Source organism: Microbacterium sufflavum (assembly GCF_023091155.1).
Lineage (GTDB): Bacteria > Actinomycetota > Actinomycetes > Actinomycetales > Microbacteriaceae > Microbacterium > Microbacterium sufflavum.
The window spans coordinates 243,988-266,184 of record NZ_JAHWXK010000002.1 but is presented as its reverse complement, the minus strand read 5'-3'; the positions used below and the strand labels follow the sequence as shown (position 1 = coordinate 266,184).

Sequence of the window (22,197 nt, the reverse complement as noted above, 5' to 3'; positions counted from 1 at the left end):
CCGATGTCGGAATCGTCCGCAGAGAAGCGGGTCGTGGTCGAGGCCACCCCGACAGCCCTCGCCCTCCGGGTCGCCGATCGTTTCCTCACCCGCGTCAAGGCGCGCACCAGGAACGGTCGCGTCGCCCACATCGCCCTCACCGGCGGTTCCATGGGCGGGGCCGTGCTCCGTGCGGTCGCCGACAACCCGCGCGCGGCGGACATCGACTGGTCGCTCGTGCACTTCTGGTGGGGCGACGAGCGCTTCGTTCCCCGCGACGACTCGGACCGCAACGCGCTCCAGTCCCGCAACGCCCTGCTCGACCACATCCCGGTGCCCGAGGAGAACATCCACGAGGCCGCGGCGTCCGACAGCGGTCTGAACCTCGACGAGGCCGCTGCCGCGTACGCGGCGGAACTCGCCCGGTTCGGCACGGACGACCACCCCTGGCCGTCCTTCGCGGTGTGCTTCCTGGGCGTCGGTCCCGACGGCCACATCGCCTCGCTGTTCCCGGATCGCGAGGAAGTGACGGTCACGGACGCCGCCGCGCTGCCGGTGCGCGATTCCCCCAAACCCCCGCCGGAGCGGATCACGCTCACGCGTCCGGTCCTGAACTCGTCCAAGCGGGTCTGGCTCGTGCTGACGGGAGCGGACAAGGCCTCCGCGCTGGGCCTCGCACTGGCGGGCGCGAGCTACACGAGCGTGCCGGCGGCCGGTGCCAAGGGGCGCAAGCGCACGGTGTACTTCGTCGACGAGGCCGCAGCGTCCGAGGTGTCGCCCGACCTCATCGATCAGACCTACTGAGCCGGTCCTCCGGCCGCGGTCGCGCGCCCGCTCGTCCTCGGGGACGGGCGGGCGTCTGCGTGCGTCGCGTCGAACCGAGAACGAGGCTACGGGGCGTCGGGGCGCGTGCGCGCCTCGGGGTCGTCGCCAGAGCGCGGCGCTTCAGCGGCGGACGTCTCCTCGACGGCAGACGCCGCGTCGCGCATCGGTGACGGCGGTGCGGCGGCTGCGGCATCGTCCGCGTGCGTCGGAGCCGAGCTGCCCCGGGTGATGCCGAGCTCCTGGCTGTCGCTGAGCACCTGCGGGTGGTAGCGCGCGAGGCCCACGACACCCCACACGGCGATGCCCCCGGCGATCGCGAAGATGATGAGCACCCACCACGGCGCGGCGGCCGCCTCGCCCAGCACGACCATGCCGATGAGCACCGCCACGAGCGGGTCGACGACCGTGAGTCCGGCGATCACGAGGTCGGGGGGTCCCGAGCTGTAGGCGGTCTGCACGAAGTACGCGCCCACGGCCGCGGCCGACACCAGGGCAAGCACGCAGACGGCGGTGATCCATTCGAACTGGCCCGCCTCGATGCGCTTGATGACGACCTTCGCGAGCGTCGCCACGAAGCCGTACAGGATGCCGGCCCCGATCACGTAGAACAGCGCGCGCATGCGGTGACGCAGGATCAGCCAGCACGCACCGAGCACGATGATGACGACGAGCAGGAGGGCGAGGATCACGAACAGTTCGCGGTCGGTGACGTCCTGCTCCGTCGCGAAGATCGCCGCGAAGAACACGAACAGGAAGATGCCGCCGACGCACGCCACGATCGCCGTGAGCGACTGCCTGGTCGGGGAATGCCCGGAGATCCGCGCGTTGAGGAGCGTCGTGATGACCAGGGCGATCGCGCCGAGCGGCTGCACGACGATCAGTGGCGCCTGCACGAGGGCTGCGAGCTGGCAGACGATCGCGAGGCCGAGCATCAGCGTGCCGATGATCCAGGACGGGCGCGTGAGCAGACCCTTGATCTGGGCGAACGTGAGCCCGGAGGTGCCGGTGGAGCCGCTCAGCCGCTCGACCTTCTCCACCCCGCGGTGCTGGTACTGCGCGCCGAGCGACATGAAGACGGCACCGGCCAGGGCGAGAGGGATGCCGAGAAGGATCCCCGGGTTCTGGAAGGCACCGACGAGCTGGTCGCCGACGTCTTCGGCCATCCCCATCCACACCCCTGCGCTCACACTACGACCCTACCCGGAGAGTCTCGCGGACTAGGGTTGTGACGTGGCCGTACTTCCGATTCGCATCATGGGCGATCCCGTCCTCCACTCCCCCGCATCCCCCGTCGAGCAGATCACCGAGGAGGTGCGCACGCTCGTCTCCGACATGTTCGAGACGATGGACGCCGCTCCCGGCGTCGGGCTGGCCGCCCCGCAGGTCGGGGTGCCGTTGCGCATCTACACGTACAACTACGTCGACGACGAGGACCGCCCCTGGCGAGGCGTGCTGATCAATCCCGTGCTGTGGATGACGCCCCCCGAGCCGGGCGCACCCGACCCCGATCTCGAGGCGGAGGGATGCCTGTCGTTCCCCGGCGAGCGGTTCCCGCTCCGCCGGTCCGATCGCGTGCGCGTGACGGCGATCGACCTCGACGGCGCGCCGGTGACGCTCGAAGTGGATGGGTGGCGTGCTCGCATCATGCAGCACGAGTTCGACCACCTCGACGGAGTGCTCTACATCGATCGACTGTCGGACGCCGACTGGAAGACCACGCAGAAGATCGCCCGCAAGCGCGGATGGGGTCGCCCCGGTGCGAGCTGGCTGCCCGGGGTGGACGACCTCGAGGGCTGAGCGCTTTCAGCCCACGCACAGCATCCGTCGAGTTGCGTCACAGACTTCGGGCACTATAGCGTGTTCGCGGCGGGGATATATCAGCATGCCCCGCACCACGCTTTGGAGGGGAAACATGATGAAGATGCGCACTCGTCGCGCGCTCGTGCTCGCAGGATCGATCGCGGCGGCCTCGCTCGCCCTGAGCGGCTGCAGCGCGATCAACAGCATCCTGGGCAGTGGCTCCGGTGACGCGAACCGCGACGAGGAGACCGGCCAGGTGACGGAGAGCGCCAACATCGACGTCTTCTCCGTGAAGCTCGGCGACTGCATGCTCGAGACCGGCTCGGGGATGCTCACCGACGCGAACGTCGTGCCGTGCACCGAGCCGCACGACGAAGAGGTCTTCCACGAGATCACGATGGACGACGGCGACTACTCGGAGGACGCCATCGGCGCCGCGTCCGAGGGGTGCATCGGCGACGCGTTCACCTCGTTCGTCGGCATCGGCTACCAGGAGTCGGCCCTCGACGTGACCACGCTCACGCCGAGCCAGGACTCGTGGGAGCAGGCGAACGACCGCGTGATCCAGTGCCTGATCGTCGACCCCGCCGGGCAGGTCGAGGGCTCCCTGGCCGGCGCCGCGCGCTGACGATCAGTCCACCACCGCATCGGCGGCCGGGAGCGATCCGCTCCCGGCCGCCTTCTGCGTCGAGCCGCCTCCGGGGCGGTGACGGAGCATGCCGACGACACTGACGAGCACCGCGATCGCGAGCGAGATCGTGATCTGCCAGAGGGTGTCCGGCTGGAGGAACATCGCCAGGCACAGAGCGACGATCACCGCCACGACGACGTAGCTGAGCACCGGAAAGCCCCACATGCGCAGGGGCACCTGCACACCTCGGCGCATCGCCGCCCGCCGCAGCCGGATCTGCGACACGGCGATCACGAGCCAGACGAAGAGGGCGATCGCCCCCGACGAGTTCAGCAGGAACAGGAAGACCGTGTCGGGATACAGGTAGTTCAGCCCGACGGTGATGAACCCCACGACCGTCGCGGCCAGCACGGCGTACCGGGGCGAGCCGTTCCGCGCCGTGCGGCCGAGCAGCGCGGGGGCGTCCCCCCGCCGAGCCAGCGAGTAGAGCATGCGGCTCGCCGTGTAGAGGCCCGAGTTCAGGCACGACAGCACCGCCACCAGCACCACGACGTCCATGATCACCGCCGCCACCGGGATGCCGATCGCATCGAGAACCGCGACGAACGGGCTCTTCGCGATCGAGGCGTCGTTCCAGGGCAGCAACAGCACGATCAGGGAGATCGACCCGACGTAGAAGACGATGATCCGCCACACCACGGAATTGACCGCCTTGCGGACGGCCACGGTGGGGTTGGTCGATTCCCCGGCGGCGATCGTCGCGATCTCCGAGCCGAAGTACGAGAACACCACGACGAGGATGCTCGAGAACGCGGCGAGCACGCCGTTCGGGAAGAACCCGCCGTGGGCCACGAGATTGTCGAGCCCCGGTGGGGGGAACCCGGGGAACGCGCCGAGCGCCGCCAGCACCCCGATCACGAGGAACGCGGCGATCGCGACGACCTTGACCCCGGCGAACCAGAACTCGAACTCGCCGTACGACGCGACGGACGCCAGGTTCGTGAGGGTGAGCACCACCATGAGCGCCAGAGCGAATCCCCACTGCGGGACTCCGGGCATCCACCGGTGGAGGATCAACGCGCCGGCGGTCGCCTCGACGCCGAGGACCACGATCCAGAACCACGCGTAGAGCCAGCCGATGCTGAAGCCCGCCCATCGACCGATCGCGCGGTCCGCGTACGTGGAGAAGGAGCCGCTGTCGGGGTTCATCACCGACATCTCCCCCAGCATGCGCATCACCAGCACGACGATCACCCCGGCGGTCGCATAGGCGATGATCGCGGCGGGTCCTGCGGCGTGGATCACCGCCCCCGAACCCACGAACAGCCCGGCGCCGATGACGCCCGCGATCGCGATCATGGACATGTGGCGCGACTTGAGCCCTGAGCGCAGTTCGCGGGGGTCGGATGTCGTCATCGATCTCTCCTTCGACCGCGAACGAGGTCAGCGGTGCGACGAGAGTAACATTTTACTGTGGACAGACCGATACTCTGCAGAGTGGTCTCGTCCGCAAGGACGCGCGTCTCGGGAGACCAGAAGAGCCCCCTCCGCAGAGGGGGCTCTTCTCGTTGGCTCCCCGGCTTGGACTCGAACCAAGAACCTGCCGGTTAACAGCCGGCTGCTCTGCCAATTGAGCTACCGAGGAATGTGCTCCGCTGTGCGGGCAACTCGACAAGCTTAGCAAACTCCGAAGGCCGTTCGTGACACCGACGGCCCTTCGGCGGACGCCGGGCGTGTCGCCATCAGCCGCGGGAATCGGTCTCCGCGTTGGGCACCCAGAGCAGGTCCTTCCCCACCCCTCTCGCCACCACGTGGCCGCCGCGCAGCATGAGCGTCTCGGCGTTGAGCTCGCGGATGAAATCGGCGTCGTTCGTCACCAGCAGCGCCGCCATGCCCTCCTCGGTGCGTCGCCGCGTGATCGCGTCGAACACCACCGGGCGCACCTCGAGGTCGAGGTTGGCCAGCACCTCGTCCGCGATCAGGACCCGCGGCTCGAGCACGAACGACCGGGCGATCGCGACGCGCTGCCGCATGCCCGCGCTCAACTCGTACGGGAACTTCGACGCCGTCCCCAGGGGCAGGTGCAGCTCGTCCAACAGCGTCGCGACACGGATCGACAGCGCCTTGGTGTTGACGCGGCGCTCGCGGATCAGGATCGGCTCGGCGATGACCTCGTTGACCGTGAGCCGCGGCGGCAGATCCGCGCCCGCACCCTGCGGCACGAATCCCGTGCGGTATGTGAGGATGCGGTGCTTGCGACCGGGACGGCGGATGTCGATGCCGCAGACCTGGGCGCTGCCGCCCACCACGCGCACGGAGGGGTCGGTGGACCCGGCGAGAGCGGCGACGAGCGTCGACTTCCCCGACCCCGTGGGTCCGGCGACGCAGATGAGCCCGCCGGGCGCCAGGGTGAACGTGACCCCGTCCACCGCGCGGTTCGGTGTGCCGTGACCGATGCGGTCGATCACCAGATCGGAGCACTCGATCGCGGACGTGGAGACGGGCCTGCGGGACATGTCTTCCATCCTGCCCGCTGCACCGCGCCCCGCCCCGTTACGACTCGGCCGAGAAGCGCTGACGCTCCACATCGATGTCACGGAGACGGACCCGCAGAGCCCGCCCGCCGTCGGAGTCCGCCGGGACGCGCTGCACCGCACCCAGGAGCTCCTGCTTCTCCCGCTCGAGCTGCCGCACCACCAGCCGCCGCGCGAGATCCGTCGCGGAGGCGACCGCCCCCGCCTCGTCGCGCGCCGGGAACGGCGTCATCAGCAGCTCGCCGCCGAGCGACCGGTACGGCTCCCGCACCGCATTGACCGCATCGGTCACCCACCCCGGTCTGCTGCGGTCCGGAGCTGCCGCGATCGCCTCGCGCACCGCGTCGAGCCCCGGCGTGCGGAACGGCTGCGACAGGGCACGGTCGAGCAGCACCGCGTCGATCTGGTGCCCGTACTGCAGCGCACCCATGAGGGCGTCGCGCTCCACGGCCACATCGGCGGTGCGGGGCAGGCTCGCCAGCGTGACCGCGGCCACCGCAGGGGCACCCGAGGTGGCGTCGGGGGTCGAGGTCTCGCGCCTCGGCGCACCGGTCGCCGCGCCCCGAGCCGCCCGCTCGACCTCGCCGTGCACCTCGGTCGGGTCCATGCCCAGACGGCGTGCCAGTACACGCTCGTACCCCGGGCGCAGCAGACGGTCCCGGATCTCCGCCACGATCGGCGCCGCGGCCCGGAGCGCACCCACGCGGCCCTCCACGGTCGAGAGGTCGAAGCCGGCGAGCTTGCGGTCGATCGCGAACTCGAACATCGGCTGCTTGGCGTCCATGAGCCCGCGCACGGCCGCATCGCCGCGCTGCAGGCGGAGGTCGCACGGGTCGAGCCCGTCCGGAGCCACGGCCACGAAGGTCTGCGCGTTGAAGCGGTCGTCCTCCGTGAACGCCCGCAGCGCGGCCTTCTGCCCCGCCTCGTCGCCGTCGAACGTGAACACGACCTCGCCGGAGGCGTTGTCGTCGCCCATGACACGGCGCAGGACCTTGATGTGCTCGGTGCCGAATGCGGTTCCACACGTCGCGATCGCGGTCGTGAGACCGGCGAGGTGGCACGCCATCACGTCGGTGTAGCCCTCGACGACAACGACGCGCCGGGGGTCGCCGCGGGCGATGTCGCGCTTGGCGAGGTCGAGCCCGTACAGCACCTGCGCCTTCTTGTAGATCGGGGTCTCGGGGGTGTTCAGGTACTTGGGGCCCTGGTCGTCGTCGAAGAGCTTGCGCGCGCCGAACCCGATCGTCTGTCCCGACACGTCGCGGATCGGCCACACCAGTCGCCCGCGGAACCGGTCGTACACACCGCGCTGCCCGGTCGACACGAGTCCCGCGGCGCTGAGCTCGTCGCGCGTGAAGCCCTGCGCCGACAGCGCTTTGAGCATCCCGTCCCACCCGCGCGGCGCGAAGCCCACCCCGAAGTGCGCGGCTGCTCCGGCGTCGAAGCCCCGCTCGCCGAGGAACCGACGCGCGGCTTCGGCGTCGGGGGTCAGCAGCTGGGCGCGGAAGAACTCCGCCGCCGCCGTGTTCGCCGCGTACAGGCGGCTGCGGCCACTGGTCTCCGGGGCCGCTCCCCCGTCTTCGTAGTGCAGAATGTAGCCGATGCGGCCCGCCAAGCGCTCGACCGCCTCCGTGAAGCTCACGTGGTCCATCGCCCGGAGGAACGAGTACACGTCGCCCGACTCCCCGCAGCCGAAGCAGTGGTAGTAGCCGACCTGCTGGCGGACGTGAAAGCTGGGGCTCTTCTCGTCGTGGAACGGGCACAGCCCCTTGAGGGATCCGACCCCCGCCGACTTCAGCGCCACGCGCTCGCCCACGATGTCGGCGATGTTCGTGCGGGCCTTCACCTCGTCGACGTCGGCCTGCCGGATCCGCGGCATCAGTGCGCCCCTTCGGCGACGGGACGCCGCGTGACGGGGGTGCGCGTGCCGGGTCGCGCGTGACGCGGGGTCCAGATGCCGACCTCCGCCGGGTCGATCTCCCCGACGAGCCGGTTGTGCCAGTCCACCGCGCTCTGGTCGGTCAGGCTCGCGATCTGATCCACCACGACCCTCGCCCGCTCCGCGTCGCTCTCGGCGGCGACGAAGTCGGCGGCGAACGCGGGCTCCAGCACGTCGGCCCCGGCCGACCACAGCGCATCGGTCGACCACAGGGCATCGGCGAGGCGCTTGAGCACCCGCCGCTGCTCCTTATACACGCCCTTTCGTGCGTCGATCGTGACGATGGCCTGACCCATGATGCCCTTGAGCACGGCGATCTCGACCTCGATCACGCGCGGCACGATGACGTGCGCGTTGTAGCGGACCAGCGGTGCCGTGCCGTAGGCCTCGCGCGTCGCGGACACGGCCGCACGGGCGAAGCGCCCGATCAGGTCGCTGGTGAGGTTCTTCAGCCGTGCGAGCGACTGCCGCGAGCGGTCGAACGACGCGAGCCACATCGGCTGCGATGCCAGACGGTAGAGGGCGTCGGCGAGCTCGTCGCGCGTGAAGTCGTAGCCCACCCACTGCTGGATGCGGCTGAGCAGCGCCTCATGGGCCGCAGGGTCGGCGAGCTGCGCCACGTCGACGTAGCCGTTGACGATCGCATCCTCGAAGTCGTGCACCGAGTAGGCGATGTCGTCGGAGAGATCCATGATCTCGGCTTCGATGCACCGCAGGCGGCCGGGCGCCCCCTCGCGCATCCAGCGGAACACCGCCTCGTCCTCCGGGTACACACCGAACTTGAGCCGGCCGCCCGGGTCGGGCACGGGGCTGTCCACCGTCCAGGGGTACTTGCAGGTCGCGTCGAGGCTGGCCCTGGTCAGGTTCAAGCCGACCGAGTGCTCGTCCGCGTCGAGCACCTTGGCCTCGAGGCGCGTGAGGATGCGCAGCGACTGCGCATTGCCCTCGAAGCCGCCGATCGGCTCCGCCCACTCGTTCAGCGCCCGCTCGCCGTTGTGACCGAACGGCGGGTGGCCGAGGTCGTGGCTCAGGCAGGCGGTGTCCACCACGTCGGCGGAGACGCCGAGCGCCGCGGCGAGCTCGCGACCCACCTGCGCCACCTCGAGCGAATGCGTCAGGCGGTTGCGCGCGAAGTCGGCCGTGCTCGCCGGGCTGAGCACCTGCGTCTTGGCGGCGAGACGGCGCAGCGCGGCCGAGTGGAGCACGCGGGCCCTGTCGCGCGCGAAGTCGTCGCGCTCGGAGCGGTGCGTCTCGGCGAAGAAGCGCTCGGCGTCGCGCGGGTGGTAGCCGTCGGCGCGACCGCCGACCGAGGGGTCATCCGCCACTGTTCTCGATCTCCGCTCCACGCATCATCTCCGAGGCGCTGGAGGCCAGCTCGCGCGACTCCAGCCACTTCTCCGGCAGCGCCGTCTTCTTCGGGTGACCGGCGCGCCCGCGCTGCCCCTCGGCGTCGGCTCCAGGGTACGGTGCCGACCGGTCGAGGCGACCCAGCAGCTCGTCGATCTCGGCGAGGCTCGACGCCGTCGCCAGGCCCGTGCGGATGTCGCCGCCGACGGGGTAGCCCTTGAAGTACCACGACACGTGCTTGCGCACGTCGCGGCACCCGCGGTCCTCGTCCTCGAAGAACTCCACCAGCAGTTCGGCGTGACGGCGGAACGCATCCGACACGAAGCCGAGAGTGGCATCGACCGTCTTGCCCTCGCCGCCGAACGCGTTGGCCAGCTCGCCGAACAGCCACGGCCGCCCGAGGCAGCCGCGACCGACCACCACACCGTCGCAGTCGGTCTCGGCCATCATGCGCACGGCATCGTCGGCCGACCAGATGTCACCGTTGCCGAGCACCGGGATGCTCGTGACGGCCAGCTTGAGCTCGCCGATCGCGTTCCAGTCCGCGTGGCCGGAGTAGAACTCGCTCGCGGTGCGGGCGTGCAGCGCCACCGCGGCCGCCCCGGCGTCCTCCGCCGCGCGCCCGGCGTCGAGGAACGTGAGGTGATCGCGGTCGATGCCCTTGCGCATCTTGACCGTGAGCGGGATGTCGCCGGCGGCCTTCACGGCCTGATCCACGATGTCGGCGAACAGCTTCGACTTCCAGGGCAGAGCCGCCCCGCCGCCCTTGCGCGTGACCTTGGGCACCGGGCAGCCGAAGTTCAGGTCGATGTGGTCGGCGTGGTCCTCCGCCACGATGATGCGCACGGCTTCCGCGATCGTCTTCGGATCGACGCCGTAGAGCTGGATGGACCGCGGCGTCTCGGACTCGTGATGACGGATCAGCCGCATCGTGGTCTCGTTGCGCTCGACCAGCGCGCGCGACGTGATCATCTCGCTCACGTACAGCCCCGCGCCGTACTCCCGGCACAGTCGCCGGAAGGCCGTGTTGGTGATGCCCGCCATGGGTGCGAGCACGACCGGCACGTCGAGGTCGATCGGGCCGATGCGGAGGGGGCGGGCGGGGGCGGTGGCGACAGTCATGGCACGTCCATTCTCCCAGACCCGGAGCCCCTGCGGATGCGGCGACCTAAGCTGTGCATATGACCGATTCCGCGCTCCGTTCGATCCCGTTCACCGACGCTCAGGGTCAGGAGAAGACCCTCGACGATCTCGGTGCCGACGTGGTGATGGTGGTGAACGTGGCGTCCAAGTGCGGGCTCACCCCGCAGTACGAGCAGCTGGAGGAGCTGCAGCGCCGTTTCGGCGACCGCGGCTTCACGGTCGTCGGCTTCCCGTGCAATCAGTTCTTCGGTCAGGAGCCGGGCTCGGTCGACGAGATCCTCGAGTTCTGCTCCACCACGTACGGCGTGACCTTCCCGGTCAACGACAAGGTCAAGGTCAACGGCCGGAACGCGTCCGAGCTGTACAAGGCGCTCAAGGAGACCCCTGACGCGGGCGGCAAGGCCGGACGGGTGGAGTGGAACTTCGAGAAGTTCCTGGTGCTGCCCGACGGAGAGGTGCTGCGCTTCCGCCCGAAGCAGAAGCCGGACTCCCCCGAGATCGTCGAGGCGATCGAGGCCGCACTCCCCCGCTGACCCGGGGCCGCGCTCGTTCACCCCCGCGTCACCCGGAACGGGCGGCTCGCGGCCCTCGAACGGCCGCGGTGTTCACGCGCTCGTCAGACCCTCGCCATCCGGCGCCCCTAGTCTCCCCTGCGGCCACACCCGCCGCAGATGAAGGAGACACCGCATGCCCGACCGACTGCCGATCAGCCGGCGAACCGTCCTCACCGCCGGAGCGCTCGGCGCCCTCGGCTCCGCCCTGCCCATCGGCACCACCGCCGCCGCCGCCGCCGACACGACCGTGGCCGCCTCGACAGCGAAGGCCGCGCGTGGACTGCGGTTCCGCGCCGACGGGACCTTCACTGTCGTGCAGTTCAACGACACGCAGGACGACGAGCAGACCGACCGCCGCACCGTCGAGCTGATCGAGAAGGTGCTCGACCAGGAGCAGCCCGACCTCGTGGTGATCAACGGCGACGTGATCACGGGCGGATGCGAGACCCGTCTCGCCGTGAAGCAGGCGATCAACAACGTCGTGTGGCCGATGGAGTCCCGCGGCATCCCGTGGGCGGTGACCTACGGCAACCACGACGAGGACTCGCTCCCGCAGTCGGGCGTGGACGAGGCGGGGATGCTGAAGATCTACCGCTCGTACGAGTACAACGTGAACGCGGAGAACACGCGCGGCGTGACCGGCACCAGCAACACGCTGCTGACCATCGGCTCGTCGGCGAAGAAGAACCGGGAGGCGTTCGCGCTCTGGCTGCTGGACTCCGGCCGCTACGCCCCGGACGCCCTCGCCGGACAGGACTTCGCCGGCTACCCGACCTGGGACTGGGTGCGCATGGACCAGGTCGCCTGGTATCGCGAGCAGTCGCAGCGGCTCGAGCAGCGCGCCGGACGCAAGGTCCCCGCCCTCATGTTCCTCCACATCGCGCTCTGGGAGCACCGGTTCATGTGGTGGGGCGGCGTGGACACCCGCACGGAGGCCGACGCCGCCCGCGGCCGCGCGCGCCACGGCATCGTCGGAGAGCGCAACGAGGACGAGTGCCCCGGGCCCTTCAACTCGGGCATGTTCAACGCGATCGTCGAGCGCGGCGACGTGAAGGGCGTGTTCGTCGGCCACGACCACGTCAACGACTACATGGGCGACTACTACGGCGTGCTGCTCGGCTACGCGCCGGGAACCGGCTTCGGTGCGTACGGCCTCGACGGAGCGGAGCGCAACCGCCTCCGCGGCGGGCGTGTGTTCGAGCTGACCGAGAGCGGCGATCAGGTGAGCATCGCCTCGCGAGTCGTCTATGCGAAGGACCTCGGCATCGATCTCACCGCCGACGACCAGCCTATGGAACCCCTGCCGCTGGCACCTCGCCAGCAGCGCGTCTGACGCGAACGAGAGAACGGCGGGGGCCCGCGATCGGGTCCCCGCCGTTCTGATGCTCTCGGCCGGCGGCGGTCAGGCCTCGACGGCCTCGCCGCGCTGCGCCCACAGGTCGCGGAGCACGTTCTCGAACGCTGCCGGCGGCTGCGCACCGCTGATGCCGTACTGGCCGTCGACCACGAAGAACGGCACGCCCTGGATGCCGTACGCCCGGGCCTGCGCCTGATCCTGACGCACGTCGGGCAGATACTGCTCGCTCTCGAGCGCGGCACGGGCCTTGTCGGCGTCGAGGCCGACCTCGGCCGCCAGCGCCACCAGGTCGTCGATGCGACCCACGTGCTTGCCCTCGGTGAAGTACGCGGACATCAGCCGCTCCTCCATCTCGTGCTGAAGCCCCTCGGCCTTCGCGAAGTGCAGCAGCTCGTGCGCCTTCACGGTGTTGGTGTGCTGCAGCAGGTCGAAGCGGTACTCGAGCCCCGCGTCCGCGGCCACCCCGGTGACGTGCGACAGCATCTGCTCGACCTGCTCGCGCGGCATGCCCTTGTGTCCGGCGAGGAAGTCGACCTCGTCGCCGTGGAAGTCGACGGGCGTGTCGGGCGAGAGCTCGAACGAGTGGAACGTGACGGTGACCCGGGGGGCGTCCTCGTCGGCGGAGACCGCCTCCAGACCCTTCTCGAGATTGCGCTTGCCGATGTAGCACCACGGGCAGGCGATGTCGGACCAGATGTCGATGGAGATGGGTTCAGTCACACCTTCATCCAACCGCATGCACTCCCGGGGTATTCCGTGCTCGGTAGGATGCTCGGATGCTCTCCGCCGACGACCCGCTCCCTCATCGGCCGGAGCGCGTGCTCGTGGCGGGCGTCACGGGCTCGGGCAAGACCACACTCGCGCGTCGCCTCGGCGAGCTGTGGGGGCTCCGCCACGTCGAGATCGACGCGCTGTTCCACGGGCCGGGCTGGACTCCGCGCCCGGAGTTCCTCGACGACGTGCGCGCCTTCGCGGCGGAGGACCGCTGGGTGACCGAGTGGCAGTACACGAGCAAGGGCACCGACGCGTTCCTGACGCCGCGCGCCCAGCTCGCGGTCTGGCTCGACTACCCGTACCCGGTGGTGCGGGGACGGCTGCTGCGGCGGACGCTGGCCCGCGGCATTCTGCGGAAGGAACTCTGGAACGGAAACCGCGAGAAGGGGCCGTGGAACCTGCTCAACCGCGACCCCGAGCAGAACATCCTCGCGTGGCAGACGAAGACGCTGCACACCTGGAGCGAGCGGATGCCGGGCTACGTCGAGCGCTTCCCGCACCTCATCGTCGTGCGGCTGACGCGCCCGCGCGAGACGGAGCGCTGGCTGCGTGCTCAGGCCGAGGCGTCGGGGGTGTCGATCGCGCCGCCGAAGCGCCGGTCGCGCGACAGGTAGACGCCGATCGCGCGCCACAGCTCCTCGCGCGAGAAGTCGGGCCACAGCGTGTCGAGGAACACCATCTCGGCGTAGGCCGACTCCCACAGCAGGAAGTTCGACGTGCGCTGCTCGCCCGAGCTGCGCAGGAACAGGTCGACGTCGGGCATGTCGGGCACGTAGAGGTGACGCCGGACGGTCTTCTCGGTGATCGCGTTCGGCTTGAGGCGCCCCGCCGCGACATCGGCGGCGATCGCCCGCATCGCGTCGACCAGCTCCACGCGGCCGCCGTAGTTCACGCACATCGTGAGCGTGAGCACGTCGTTGCCGCGGGTGAGCTGCTCGGCGTACTGCAGCTCCTTGATGACACTGCCCCACAGGCGCGGCTTGCGCCCGGCCCACCGCACCCGTACGCCCCACTCGTTGAGCTGGTCGCGGCGGCGGTGCAGCACGTCGCGGTTGTAGCCCATCAGGAAGCGCACCTCCTCGGGCGACCGGGCCCAGTTCTCGGTGGAGAAGGCGTAGACCGAGAGGTGTTTCACCCCGGCCTGGATCGCGCCGGCGACCACGTCGAGCAGCACCTCCTCCCCCGCCTTGTGCCCCTCGATGCGGCTGAGGCCACGGCGGTTCGCCCAGCGGCCGTTGCCGTCCATCACGATCGCGACGTGCTCGGGCACCGCGGGAAACGGCGGCGGATACACCCCGGTCCAGTCGAGCGGCCGGTAGGCGACGGCGTCTTTGTGCGTGTAGGGCTTCGGGCTCACCGTGCTCCTTCTCCCGGGGTGGTGGTGACGTGCGCGAGAGAGCGGATGCCGCGCTCCAGGTGCCACTGGGCATAGGCCGCCACCAGGCCGGAGGCGGCAGCGGTGTCGGCGTGCGGGGCGGCGTCGATGAGCTCCCAGTCGCCGCGGATGAGCGCGCGCAGCAGTGCCAGGGTCTTCTCGGCGATGCGCGGACTGCCCGCGGGGGCGTCGGCGTGGCACACGAGCCCGCCCAGCTGTGCGACGAACACGGTGTGCGGACCCGGGGCACCACAGCGGGCGCAGTCGTCGAGCGACGGCGCCCACCCCGACAGCGACATCACGCGCAGGAGGTAGGAGTCGAGGATGCTGCGCGGCACGTGCTCTCCGCGCGAGAGCGCACGCAGTCCGCCGACCAGCAGCAGGTACTGCTCCGGTGTGGCCTCCGCGTCGCTCAGCCGGTCGGCAGTCTCGACCATCGCGTTGGCCGCGGTGAAGCGGTCGTAGTGCGCCGCGATGTCGGTGCCGTACGCGCCGAGCGACTCCGCCTGCTGCACGATGTCGAGCGAGCGCCCCTCGTACAGCTGCACGTCGGCGACCATGAACGGTTCGAGCCGCGAGCCGAACTTCGACGACGTGCGCCGCACGCCCTTCGCGACCGCCCGCACCTTGCCGTGCCGGCGCGACAGCATCGTGACGATGCGATCCGCCTCGCCCAGCTTGTGGGTGCGCAGGATCACCGCTTCGTCTCGGTAGGTGGGCACCTTCCGATTATCCTCCGTGCGGGACAATGGACGGGTGACCGAACCGCTCTTCACCATTCCGCTGTGGGCGGACCTCCTCGGCGTCGGGCTCGGCGGGGTGCAGGGTGCCATGTTCGCCGCCGGATTCCAGGGGCAGCGGCGGCTCGACTGGCTCGGCGTCGCGATCATCGGGATCATGATCGGCATGGGCGGCGGTCTCATCCGCGACATCCTGCTCGGGCAGACGCCCGCGACCCTACAGAACCAGTGGTACCTGGTGACCGCCGCGGGTGCCGCGCTCCTCGGCATGCTGCTCGCGGGGCTGTTCACCCGCCTCAACACCGCGATCGTGGTGCTCGACGCCGTGGTGATCGGCATGTTCGGTGCCTTCGGCACGAGCAAGGCCCTCGCGTTCGGCATCCCCGAGGTGCCCGCCGTGTTCATCGGCGTCTGCGCCGCGGTCGGCGGGAGCGTGCTGCGCGACATGCTGATGGGCCTGCCGACGGCGATCATGCACGTCGGCTCGCTGTACGCGGTCGCGGCTGCGGCAGGATGCACGTTCATCGTGATCGCGAACGCGGTCGGCATGCCGATCACGCTGGCCGCGATCGTCGGCATCGTCGTGACGGCGGTCATCCGGATCCTGGCGGTCACGTTCGACGTGTCCCTGCCGGAGCAGCGCCGCCTCTACCGCCGCAAGGTCGCCGCGGAGACCGGGGCCATCGCGATCGTCAAGCCGAAGGACTGATCAGGGCGCCGCGTCTCGGGTCTCGATCAGACCGGCGAGCCCGTCGATGACGCGCGCGAGCCCAAATTCCCAGGCCGCGTCCGCATCGGATGGGCCGCCCATGGCCTCGCCAGCGGCCCGGCCCACGGCCTGCGCCAGGGGGTAGTCGTCGCCGAGGTAGCCCGCGAGCCGCGGAGCGGCGTCCGCCCAGATCGGCGCGAAGTCCTCCGCTTCCGCGGCGTCACGCAGGCGCGCGGCGGCGGACCGCGTGAACTCCCGCACGAACGTGAGGGCCGCGTCGCGCTCCACGTCGTCGAGGCCGAGCCCGTCGAAGGCGCGGAGCTCGCGATCGTACGTCGCGATGGTCCCGGGGCCGAGAGCGGTGCGCGGGTCGTGCACGTCGAGCAGCCAGGGGTGCGCGCGGTAGAGGGCGAGGTTGTGCGCGGCGACGAGGCGGACGCGGGCTCGCCACCCGTCGGCGTCGCCCGACGGTGCGCGCTGTCCGTGGACCGCGTCGGCCATCAGCACGAGCAGATCCGCCCGGCTGTTGACGTGCGTGTAGATCGACATCGGGGTGAGGCCCAATGCCTGGGCCAGAGCGCGGATGGTGACCGCGGCGAGGCCGTCGGCATCGGCCAGGTCGATCGCGCGCGTCACGACGTCGTCGGTGGAGTGGCGGGCTCGCGGTCCACGGCGCGACGAGGTCTCAGCGGCACTGTCACGCCACAGCAGATCGACCAGATTCTTCGCCATCGGGAATAGCCTAGCCGTCGGCGCACTTAACCCTGTACGTTGTACGTTGTTTAGAACAGGAGACCCATGAACATCACCCAGACCGCCCTCTCGCTCAACGTGCCCGACATCGCCGCCTCCGCGGCCTTCGCCACCACCCACTTCGGATTCACGGAGGCCATGTCCGCCGAGGGCTTCGTGTCGCTCGAGCACCCCGGTTCCCCGCCGAACCTGATCTTCCTGCAGACCGGGCTTCCCACGTTCCGCCCGGAGGAGATCGCTGGATCGGCAGGCCAGGGCACGCTGCTGGTGTTCGTCGTGGACGACATCGACGCCGCCTTCGCCCGCATCGCCGCCGCCGGCGCCCGCGTCGTCACACCGCCGGAGACCGAGCCGTGGGGCGAGCGCTACTGCCAGTTCGCCGACCCCAACGGCCTCATCTGGCAGCTGGTGCAGTGGGTCTGACCACCCGCCGGAGCACGCGGAAGCGGCCGGGCCCTCGGGACCCGGCCGCTTCCGTGGTGCGACCTCAGACCGCCGCGAGCTCCTGCTGGCGCGTGCGGATCGACCGGTTCACACCCGACACGATCGCCTTGAGCGACGCGGTCGAGATGTCGCCGTCGATGCCGACACCCCACAGACGCTGGTCCCCCACCTGCAGCTCGACGTAGGCCGCAGCCTGCGCGTCGCCGCCCGCACTGAGAGCGTGCTCGACGTAGTCGTACACCGTGATGTCGAAGCCCTGTCCGCGCAGCACCTCGACGAAGGCGGCCACCGGACCGTTGCCGTTGCCGGAGACCGCGACCTCCTGGTCGTCGTCGCGCAGCACCACGTCGAGCACCACGTCACCCGACATGTCGCTGCGGGTCTGCGTGGCCAGCAGCTCGAAGCGGCCCCACTTCGCCTCGGTGTCGGTCGCCGGCAGGTACTCGTCGGTGAAGATCGACCAGATCTGCTCGCTCGTCACCTCGCCGCCCTCGGCATCGGTCTTGGCCTGCACGACGCCGGAGAACTCGATCTGGAGCTTGCGGGGCAGATCGATCGCGTGGTCGGACTTCAGCAGGTAGGCGACGCCACCCTTGCCCGACTGGGAGTTCACGCGGATGACGGCCTCGTACGAGCGGCCCAGGTCCTTCGGGTCGACCGGCAGGTAGGGCACGGCCCACTCGATCTCGTCGACCGTGACGCCCTGCGCCTCGGCCTTCGCCGCCATCGCCTCGAAGCCCTTCTTGATCGCGTCCTGGTGCGAGCCGCTGAACGCCGTGAACACGAGGTCGCCGGCCCACGGGCTGCGCTCCGGCACGGGCAGCTGGTTGCAGTACTCGACCGTGCGCTTGACCTGGTCGATGTCGCTGAAGTCGATCTGCGGGTCGATGCCCTGCGTGAACATGTTGATGCCCAGTGCCACCAGGTCGACGTTGCCCGTGCGCTCGCCGTTGCCGAACAGGCAGCCCTCGATGCGGTCGGCGCCGGCCATGTAGCCCAGCTCGGCGGCGGCGATCGCGGTGCCCCGGTCGTTGTGCGGGTGCAGCGACAGGATCACGTTCTCGCGGTGGGCCAGGTGGCGGCTCATCCACTCGATCGAGTCGGCGTAGATGTTCGGCGTGGCCATCTCGACCGTGGCAGGCAGGTTGATGATCACCTTGCGGTCGGGCGTCGGCTCGAAGATCTCGATGACCTGGTTGCACACGTCGACCGCGAACTCGAGCTCGGTGCCCGTGTAGCTCTCCGGCGAGTACTCGTAGTAGACCTGCGTGTCGGGGATCGTCTTCTCGAACTTCCGGCACAGGCGGGCGCCCTCGAGGGCGATGTCGATGATGCCCTGCTTGTCGGTGCGGAAGACCACCTCGCGCTGCAGAACGCTCGTGGAGTTGTAGAGGTGGACGATGGCCTGCTTCGCGCCGGCGATGGCCTCGTAGGTGCGGGCGATCAGGTGCTCGCGCGCCTGAGTCAGCACCTGGATCGTGACGTCGTCGGGGATCAGGTTCTCTTCGATGAGCTGGCGCACGAAGTCGAAGTCGGTCTGGCTGGCCGAGGGGAAGCCGACCTCGATCTCCTTGTACCCCATGCTCACGAGCAGCTCGAACATGACGCGCTTGCGCTCGGGGGACATCGGATCGATGAGGGCCTGGTTGCCGTCGCGGAGGTCGACCGCGCACCAGCGCGGGGCTTCGGTGATGCGGGCGTCGGGCCACGTGCGGTCGGGCAGGTGGACGGTGATCTGCTCGTGGAAGGGCCGGTACTTGTGGATCGGCATCGCGGACGGGCGCTGAGTGTTCTGCATGATGGGCTACTTCTCTTCGTCGGAATGGACGGGCCAACACAAGCGCCGCGACGAGGAAGGCCCTAGTGTCAGGACTCGTCGCGGCAGCTAAGAAGAAGCAGACCGCCGAAAGGCATGGCGCCATGCTAGCAGGGTCGGTGCGGCCGTTTCGACCGCGCTGAGACGATGAGCCGACGCGGGACACTGATGGACATGAGCCCTTCCTCGCGTCGCCTGCTCCTCGTCGCCGCCACCGTGACCGCAGCGGTCACCCTGAGCGGGTGCGCGGTCGGACCCCGTGCGACCCTCCCGCCGACCAGCACCACCGTGCCCTCCGACCAGCGGCTGGAAGACGCGCACCCCACGCCCCCGGAAGGCCGCGTGCTCGGAACGGGCACCGTGATCGACGGAACGGACGGCCCCACGCTCTGCCTCGGCGCGGTCATGGATTCGTCCCCTCCGCAGTGCGCCGGCGTGCCGCTCGACGACTGGACGTGGGACGGCGTCGACGGCAGTGTGAGCGCGCGTGACACGCGGTGGGGGTCGTACGCGGTGTACGGCACCTTCGACGGTGAGCGTCTGACCGTCTCGGATCCGCCGATCCTCCTCGCCCTGTTCGACCCGGTGGCGCCGGAGGATCCGACGGGCGGGAAGACGGGCATCACCCCGGAGGGCGAGCTGACCAGGGTGCAGGAGGACATCGCGGCGCGGCTCGGACCCGGGGCGGTCTTCGTCGTCACCGACCGTGGGTACGTGTGGCTGCAGGTTTCATGGGACGACGGCACGCTCCAGCGCGCGGCCGACGCCGAGTACGGAGACGGCGTGGTGATCGTCGAGTCGCTGCTGCGCGAGGTCGACTAGTCCTCGGGGATCAGCGGTCCTCGGGGATCAGCGCGAGCTTGCCGCCGGGGTGACCGGTGGAGAGCAGCCGGTGCGCGGCCGGTGCCTCGGCGAGCGGGAACGTGCGGGCGACCGGGACCACGAGGTCGCGGTTCTGCGCGAGCGCGAGGAGTTCGCTGCGCACCTCATCGCGGAAGCGGGCGCTATCGGGCATCGACCCTGCGATCGCCAGAAGCCCGTCGGCGGAGGCCCGCGCAAAGTTCGCGATCGTGACGATGCGGCGGCGATCGGCCACCAGGGCGAGGGACACGTCGATCGCCTCGTCGGTGCCCACGGCGTCGAGCGCCGCAGCGATCGGGCCGTCCGTCAGTGCGGTCACCCGGTCGGCGAGACCCGGGCCGTACGCGACCGGGATCCCCCCGAAGCGTCGTACCTCATCGAAGCGGTCCGGCGCGGCGGTGCCGATCACTCGTACCTCGCGCAGCCGCGCCTGCTGCAGCACGCTGACCCCCACCGCTCCCGACGCCCCGTGCAGCAGGACCGTCTCGCCCGGCGCCGTACCGGTTACCGCGAGCATCTCGGCCGCCGTCGTGCCGACGAGCAGGAGGTTCGCGGCCTCGGGATGCGTGAGCGTCGTCGGCTTCGCGAACACCTTCGCGGCGGGCACGGTCACCTCGGACGCATAACCGCCCTGCACGCGGAAGGCCACGACCTCGTCGCCGACCTCGGCCGCACCGGAGCCGATGCGAGTCGCGGGGCCGATGGCCGTGAGCTCGCCCGACACCTCGTACCCGATCGGCACCGGGAACTCGACCCCCGGACGAGCTGCCGCGACATGCTTCGCATCGGCCGGATTCACCCCGGCCGCGCGGACGCGGATCGTGACCTCGCCCTCGCGCGGCGCCGCGGGGTCGTACTCCTCGAACTCCCACGACTCCGGAGACCCCGCCGCCGTCGCCACCCAGTGCTTCGCCATGACCCCGCCCTTCGTCGATGCCTCCATCATGCTCCCGCGCGGGACGGTGCGGCGCTGAGACGACGCGTTCCGATTCACGGATTACTCGTGAGAACTCGGCATGCCGCACGGATCGGTCGACACGGTCCCGTTCGCCCAGATCCACCCGTTGTCCGGCCAAGAATCCAGATCGGACGCGCCCTCGTTCTCGAAGTCTGCACCGAAGCTCCCTTCGACCAGCTCCCCCTCGGCGTCCCGCGCCTCGTAGTCCACCGTCACGCCGATCTCCGAAAGCTCCGCCCCGGCGTACTCGTGACGCTCCACGACCCACTGCTCGGGGAGCCCGTCAGGTGTTACTTCCGCCCCAGGAGTAACAGGGAGGCGCCCCCTCGCATCGATCACCAGCTCCGCGTCGTCGGCAGACACCGTCCCGTAGTACACACGCACGCGGACGACCTCGGCGCTGGGCGCACACCAGCTCAAGATCGGAGTTCCGCCACGCACCGCAAGCGAGAGTGGTTGGTCCTCTGGCACCCCGGGAAGAAACGCGCAGGCCGAGAGGACAAGCGAACTCGCGAGCACCACGGCTCCTACCGCCAGGGGTCGACAGAGGAATCGCCTCAGCGTGAGTGGTTCCCCCTTCACCTCGGCCGCGCGGACGCGGATCGTGACCTCGCCCTCGCGCGGCGCCGCGGGGTCGTACTCCTCGAACTCCCACGACTCCGGAGACCCCGCTGCCGTCGCCATCCAGTGCTTCGCCATGACCCCGCCCTTCGTCGACGCCTCCGTAATGTCGTGCCCTCGCTCCGCCGTCACGGCGACTCCTTCGCGACGTCTCGGGCCAGGACGATGACGAGGAAGTCCACCGCGAAGAGCCCGGCGAGGAGAAGCAGCGTCAGACCCGGATAGGGCGGGAGCGGCCGCCAGAACAACAGAAGTGAATACAGAAGGGCCTGGATCACGGTGAAGATCGCAGAAACAGTCACGGCCGTTCTCGCCCCACTTCGCGAGCGAGCGATGAAGACCATCGGAATGCAGGTTGCAGAAGACAGCACGATGATCACCGCCAGTCCGAAACCGATGCGGTTCAGGATGTCCTCCGGGGAGGACAGCAACGGCCCGCCGCCGAACCACCCCAGCCACGTCACGAAGATCGACGCCATCTGGACCGCGGTCGTCCCTGCAATGGCGAGCAGAAACGGCATGGCACGTCTCATGCTCATTCCTCCTCTCCCCGCAGAACCGACTGATGGTCGGCGCTGGCGGACATCAAGCCTGACCTCCTGAACACGATCTCGCGGTCAGCGACCAAGAGCACGAAGAACCCGAGCGAGGCGATCACTCCCGCAGCTATCGGGAAACCGTTGGCCTGCGCGAGCAAGAACCAGGTGCACAGAGCCACCAGGAACCCCGAGATCACGGCGGCGAGAACTCTTCCCCACCATCGCGCACTCGTCCTGCGCGCAATGACTGCCGGTAGAGCTGCGATGAGAAGCACCACGAAGAACGCGACGCTCGATCTGAGCGCATCCGCCATTGCCTCAGCCCCTCCTCGCTCACGAAGCAATGGCGCGAGAAAGACGAGCCGGTAGAGGAACCCCAGAAAGAGCGCTAGACCCGCGCAGACGAGCACCACCGCGACCGGGTACCGAAGACGCCGGACGCCACACTCGTCCTTCACTCTGCACCGTCCTCCCCGATCACCGGCTCGAACCTCCCAC

Annotated in this window: 24 protein-coding genes and 1 tRNA gene; 9 read left to right on the top strand and 16 right to left on the bottom strand. The window is 69.8% G+C overall.

Annotated features, from left to right (window positions below; genetic code table 11):
• Positions 1-3 precede the first annotated feature (3 nt).
• Positions 4-783, top strand: a complete 780-nt coding sequence (gene pgl / locus KZC56_RS15870; RefSeq protein ID WP_168387194.1) for a 6-phosphogluconolactonase — start codon at positions 4-6, stop codon at positions 781-783.
• An 86-nt stretch (positions 784-869) separates the two neighbouring features.
• Here the strand turns inward: pgl and KZC56_RS15865 are convergent, their stop codons facing one another.
• Positions 870-1,973 (bottom strand): DMT family transporter, encoded by a 1,104-nt coding sequence (locus KZC56_RS15865; RefSeq protein ID WP_308194377.1) that lies wholly within the window; start codon positions 1,971-1,973, stop codon positions 870-872.
• Between the two features lie 61 nt (positions 1,974-2,034).
• Between KZC56_RS15865 and def the strand changes: the two genes are divergently transcribed.
• Positions 2,035-2,601, top strand: a complete 567-nt coding sequence (gene def / locus KZC56_RS15860; protein ID WP_247638987.1) for a peptide deformylase — start codon at positions 2,035-2,037, stop codon at positions 2,599-2,601.
• 115 nt (positions 2,602-2,716) lie between these two features.
• Positions 2,717-3,232, top strand: coding sequence for a septum formation family protein (locus KZC56_RS15855; RefSeq protein WP_136030142.1), 516 nt, complete (start codon positions 2,717-2,719; stop codon positions 3,230-3,232).
• 3 nt (positions 3,233-3,235) lie between these two features.
• Here the strand turns inward: KZC56_RS15855 and KZC56_RS15850 are convergent, their stop codons facing one another.
• From KZC56_RS15850 to dusB, 6 genes are all read right to left on the bottom strand, one after another.
• Entirely contained in the window at positions 3,236-4,651 is a 1,416-nt protein-coding gene (locus KZC56_RS15850; protein ID WP_247638986.1) for an amino acid permease, read from the bottom strand.
• Positions 4,652-4,804: 153 nt separating this feature from the next.
• Positions 4,805-4,880 (bottom strand) — tRNA-Asn (locus tag KZC56_RS15845).
• Positions 4,881-4,977: 97 nt separating this feature from the next.
• On the bottom strand, positions 4,978-5,751 hold the full coding sequence (locus KZC56_RS15840; protein WP_136030137.1) for an ATP-binding cassette domain-containing protein: 774 nt from the start codon (positions 5,749-5,751) through the stop codon (positions 4,978-4,980).
• 37 nt (positions 5,752-5,788) lie between these two features.
• The gene (gene dnaG / locus KZC56_RS15835) at positions 5,789-7,648 is read right to left on the bottom strand and encodes a DNA primase (protein ID WP_247638985.1); all 1,860 of its coding nucleotides are present in this window, start codon (positions 7,646-7,648) and stop codon (positions 5,789-5,791) included.
• On the bottom strand, positions 7,648-9,033 hold the full coding sequence (locus KZC56_RS15830) for a deoxyguanosinetriphosphate triphosphohydrolase (RefSeq protein WP_136030133.1): 1,386 nt from the start codon (positions 9,031-9,033) through the stop codon (positions 7,648-7,650). The genes dnaG and KZC56_RS15830 overlap by 1 nt, the downstream gene beginning before the upstream one ends.
• Positions 9,023-10,177, bottom strand: a complete 1,155-nt coding sequence (gene dusB / locus KZC56_RS15825) for a tRNA dihydrouridine synthase DusB (protein ID WP_247638984.1) — start codon at positions 10,175-10,177, stop codon at positions 9,023-9,025. The genes KZC56_RS15830 and dusB overlap by 11 nt, the downstream gene beginning before the upstream one ends.
• A gap of 59 nt (positions 10,178-10,236) precedes the next feature.
• Here dusB and KZC56_RS15820 point away from each other — a divergent pair, with 59 nt between their 5' ends.
• Positions 10,237-10,731 carry a glutathione peroxidase gene (locus tag KZC56_RS15820; RefSeq protein WP_136036920.1) on the top strand — a complete coding sequence of 165 codons (495 nt, stop codon included), beginning with the start codon at positions 10,237-10,239 and terminating at the stop codon, positions 10,729-10,731.
• A gap of 154 nt (positions 10,732-10,885) precedes the next feature.
• Positions 10,886-12,085: a metallophosphoesterase family protein gene (locus KZC56_RS15815; protein ID WP_247638983.1), complete on the top strand. Its 1,200-nt coding sequence runs from the start codon at positions 10,886-10,888 to the stop codon at positions 12,083-12,085.
• A 69-nt stretch (positions 12,086-12,154) separates the two neighbouring features.
• Here KZC56_RS15815 and KZC56_RS15810 read toward each other — a convergent pair whose 3' ends face one another.
• Complete coding sequence (locus KZC56_RS15810; RefSeq protein WP_136036919.1) at positions 12,155-12,829, bottom strand: DsbA family oxidoreductase; 675 nt, start codon at positions 12,827-12,829, stop codon at positions 12,155-12,157.
• Between the two features lie 56 nt (positions 12,830-12,885).
• Between KZC56_RS15810 and KZC56_RS15805 the strand changes: the two genes are divergently transcribed.
• The gene (locus tag KZC56_RS15805) at positions 12,886-13,497 is read left to right on the top strand and encodes a P-loop NTPase family protein (protein ID WP_247638982.1); all 612 of its coding nucleotides are present in this window, start codon (positions 12,886-12,888) and stop codon (positions 13,495-13,497) included.
• Here KZC56_RS15805 and KZC56_RS15800 read toward each other — a convergent pair.
• Together KZC56_RS15800 and recO are read right to left on the bottom strand one after the other, a co-directional pair.
• Positions 13,437-14,240 carry an isoprenyl transferase gene (locus KZC56_RS15800; protein ID WP_136030123.1) on the bottom strand — a complete coding sequence of 268 codons (804 nt, stop codon included), beginning with the start codon at positions 14,238-14,240 and terminating at the stop codon, positions 13,437-13,439. The genes KZC56_RS15805 and KZC56_RS15800 overlap by 61 nt on opposite strands.
• Positions 14,237-14,980 carry a DNA repair protein RecO gene (recO, locus tag KZC56_RS15795; RefSeq protein WP_136030121.1) on the bottom strand — a complete coding sequence of 248 codons (744 nt, stop codon included), beginning with the start codon at positions 14,978-14,980 and terminating at the stop codon, positions 14,237-14,239. The genes KZC56_RS15800 and recO overlap by 4 nt, the downstream gene beginning before the upstream one ends.
• Positions 14,981-15,014: 34 nt before the next feature.
• On the opposite strand from recO, the gene KZC56_RS15790 reads away from it, so the two are divergent.
• Complete coding sequence (locus KZC56_RS15790; RefSeq protein WP_136030119.1) at positions 15,015-15,707, top strand: trimeric intracellular cation channel family protein; 693 nt, start codon at positions 15,015-15,017, stop codon at positions 15,705-15,707.
• Here the strand turns inward: KZC56_RS15790 and KZC56_RS15785 are convergent, their stop codons facing one another.
• A complete protein-coding gene (locus tag KZC56_RS15785) occupies positions 15,708-16,439 on the bottom strand; it encodes a TetR/AcrR family transcriptional regulator (RefSeq protein ID WP_136044868.1) in 732 nt (243 codons plus the stop codon). It abuts the gene before it with no gap.
• A 66-nt stretch (positions 16,440-16,505) separates the two neighbouring features.
• Between KZC56_RS15785 and KZC56_RS15780 the strand changes: the two genes are divergently transcribed.
• A complete protein-coding gene (locus KZC56_RS15780) occupies positions 16,506-16,883 on the top strand; it encodes a VOC family protein (RefSeq protein ID WP_206251144.1) in 378 nt (125 codons plus the stop codon).
• 64 nt (positions 16,884-16,947) lie between these two features.
• Here the strand turns inward: KZC56_RS15780 and leuA are convergent, their stop codons facing one another.
• Positions 16,948-18,702, bottom strand: a complete 1,755-nt coding sequence (gene leuA, locus KZC56_RS15775) for a 2-isopropylmalate synthase (protein WP_136036915.1) — start codon at positions 18,700-18,702, stop codon at positions 16,948-16,950.
• A gap of 192 nt (positions 18,703-18,894) precedes the next feature.
• On the opposite strand from leuA, the gene KZC56_RS15770 reads away from it, so the two are divergent.
• Positions 18,895-19,542: a hypothetical protein gene (locus KZC56_RS15770; RefSeq protein WP_240744527.1), complete on the top strand. Its 648-nt coding sequence runs from the start codon at positions 18,895-18,897 to the stop codon at positions 19,540-19,542.
• A gap of 10 nt (positions 19,543-19,552) precedes the next feature.
• Here KZC56_RS15770 and KZC56_RS15765 read toward each other — a convergent pair whose 3' ends face one another.
• The 4 genes from KZC56_RS15765 to KZC56_RS15750 all read right to left on the bottom strand — a co-directional run bounded on the left by KZC56_RS15765 (position 19,553) and on the right by KZC56_RS15750 (position 22,157).
• Positions 19,553-20,497 carry a quinone oxidoreductase family protein gene (locus KZC56_RS15765; protein WP_247638981.1) on the bottom strand — a complete coding sequence of 315 codons (945 nt, stop codon included), beginning with the start codon at positions 20,495-20,497 and terminating at the stop codon, positions 19,553-19,555.
• A gap of 81 nt (positions 20,498-20,578) precedes the next feature.
• The gene (locus KZC56_RS15760; RefSeq protein ID WP_247638980.1) at positions 20,579-21,292 is read right to left on the bottom strand and encodes a hypothetical protein; all 714 of its coding nucleotides are present in this window, start codon (positions 21,290-21,292) and stop codon (positions 20,579-20,581) included.
• On the bottom strand, positions 21,289-21,681 hold the full coding sequence (locus KZC56_RS15755; protein ID WP_136030581.1) for a hypothetical protein: 393 nt from the start codon (positions 21,679-21,681) through the stop codon (positions 21,289-21,291). The genes KZC56_RS15760 and KZC56_RS15755 overlap by 4 nt, the downstream gene beginning before the upstream one ends.
• 14 nt (positions 21,682-21,695) lie before the next feature.
• Entirely contained in the window at positions 21,696-22,157 is a 462-nt protein-coding gene (locus KZC56_RS15750) for a hypothetical protein (RefSeq protein ID WP_247638979.1), read from the bottom strand.
• Between the last annotated feature and the right edge of the window lie 40 nt (positions 22,158-22,197).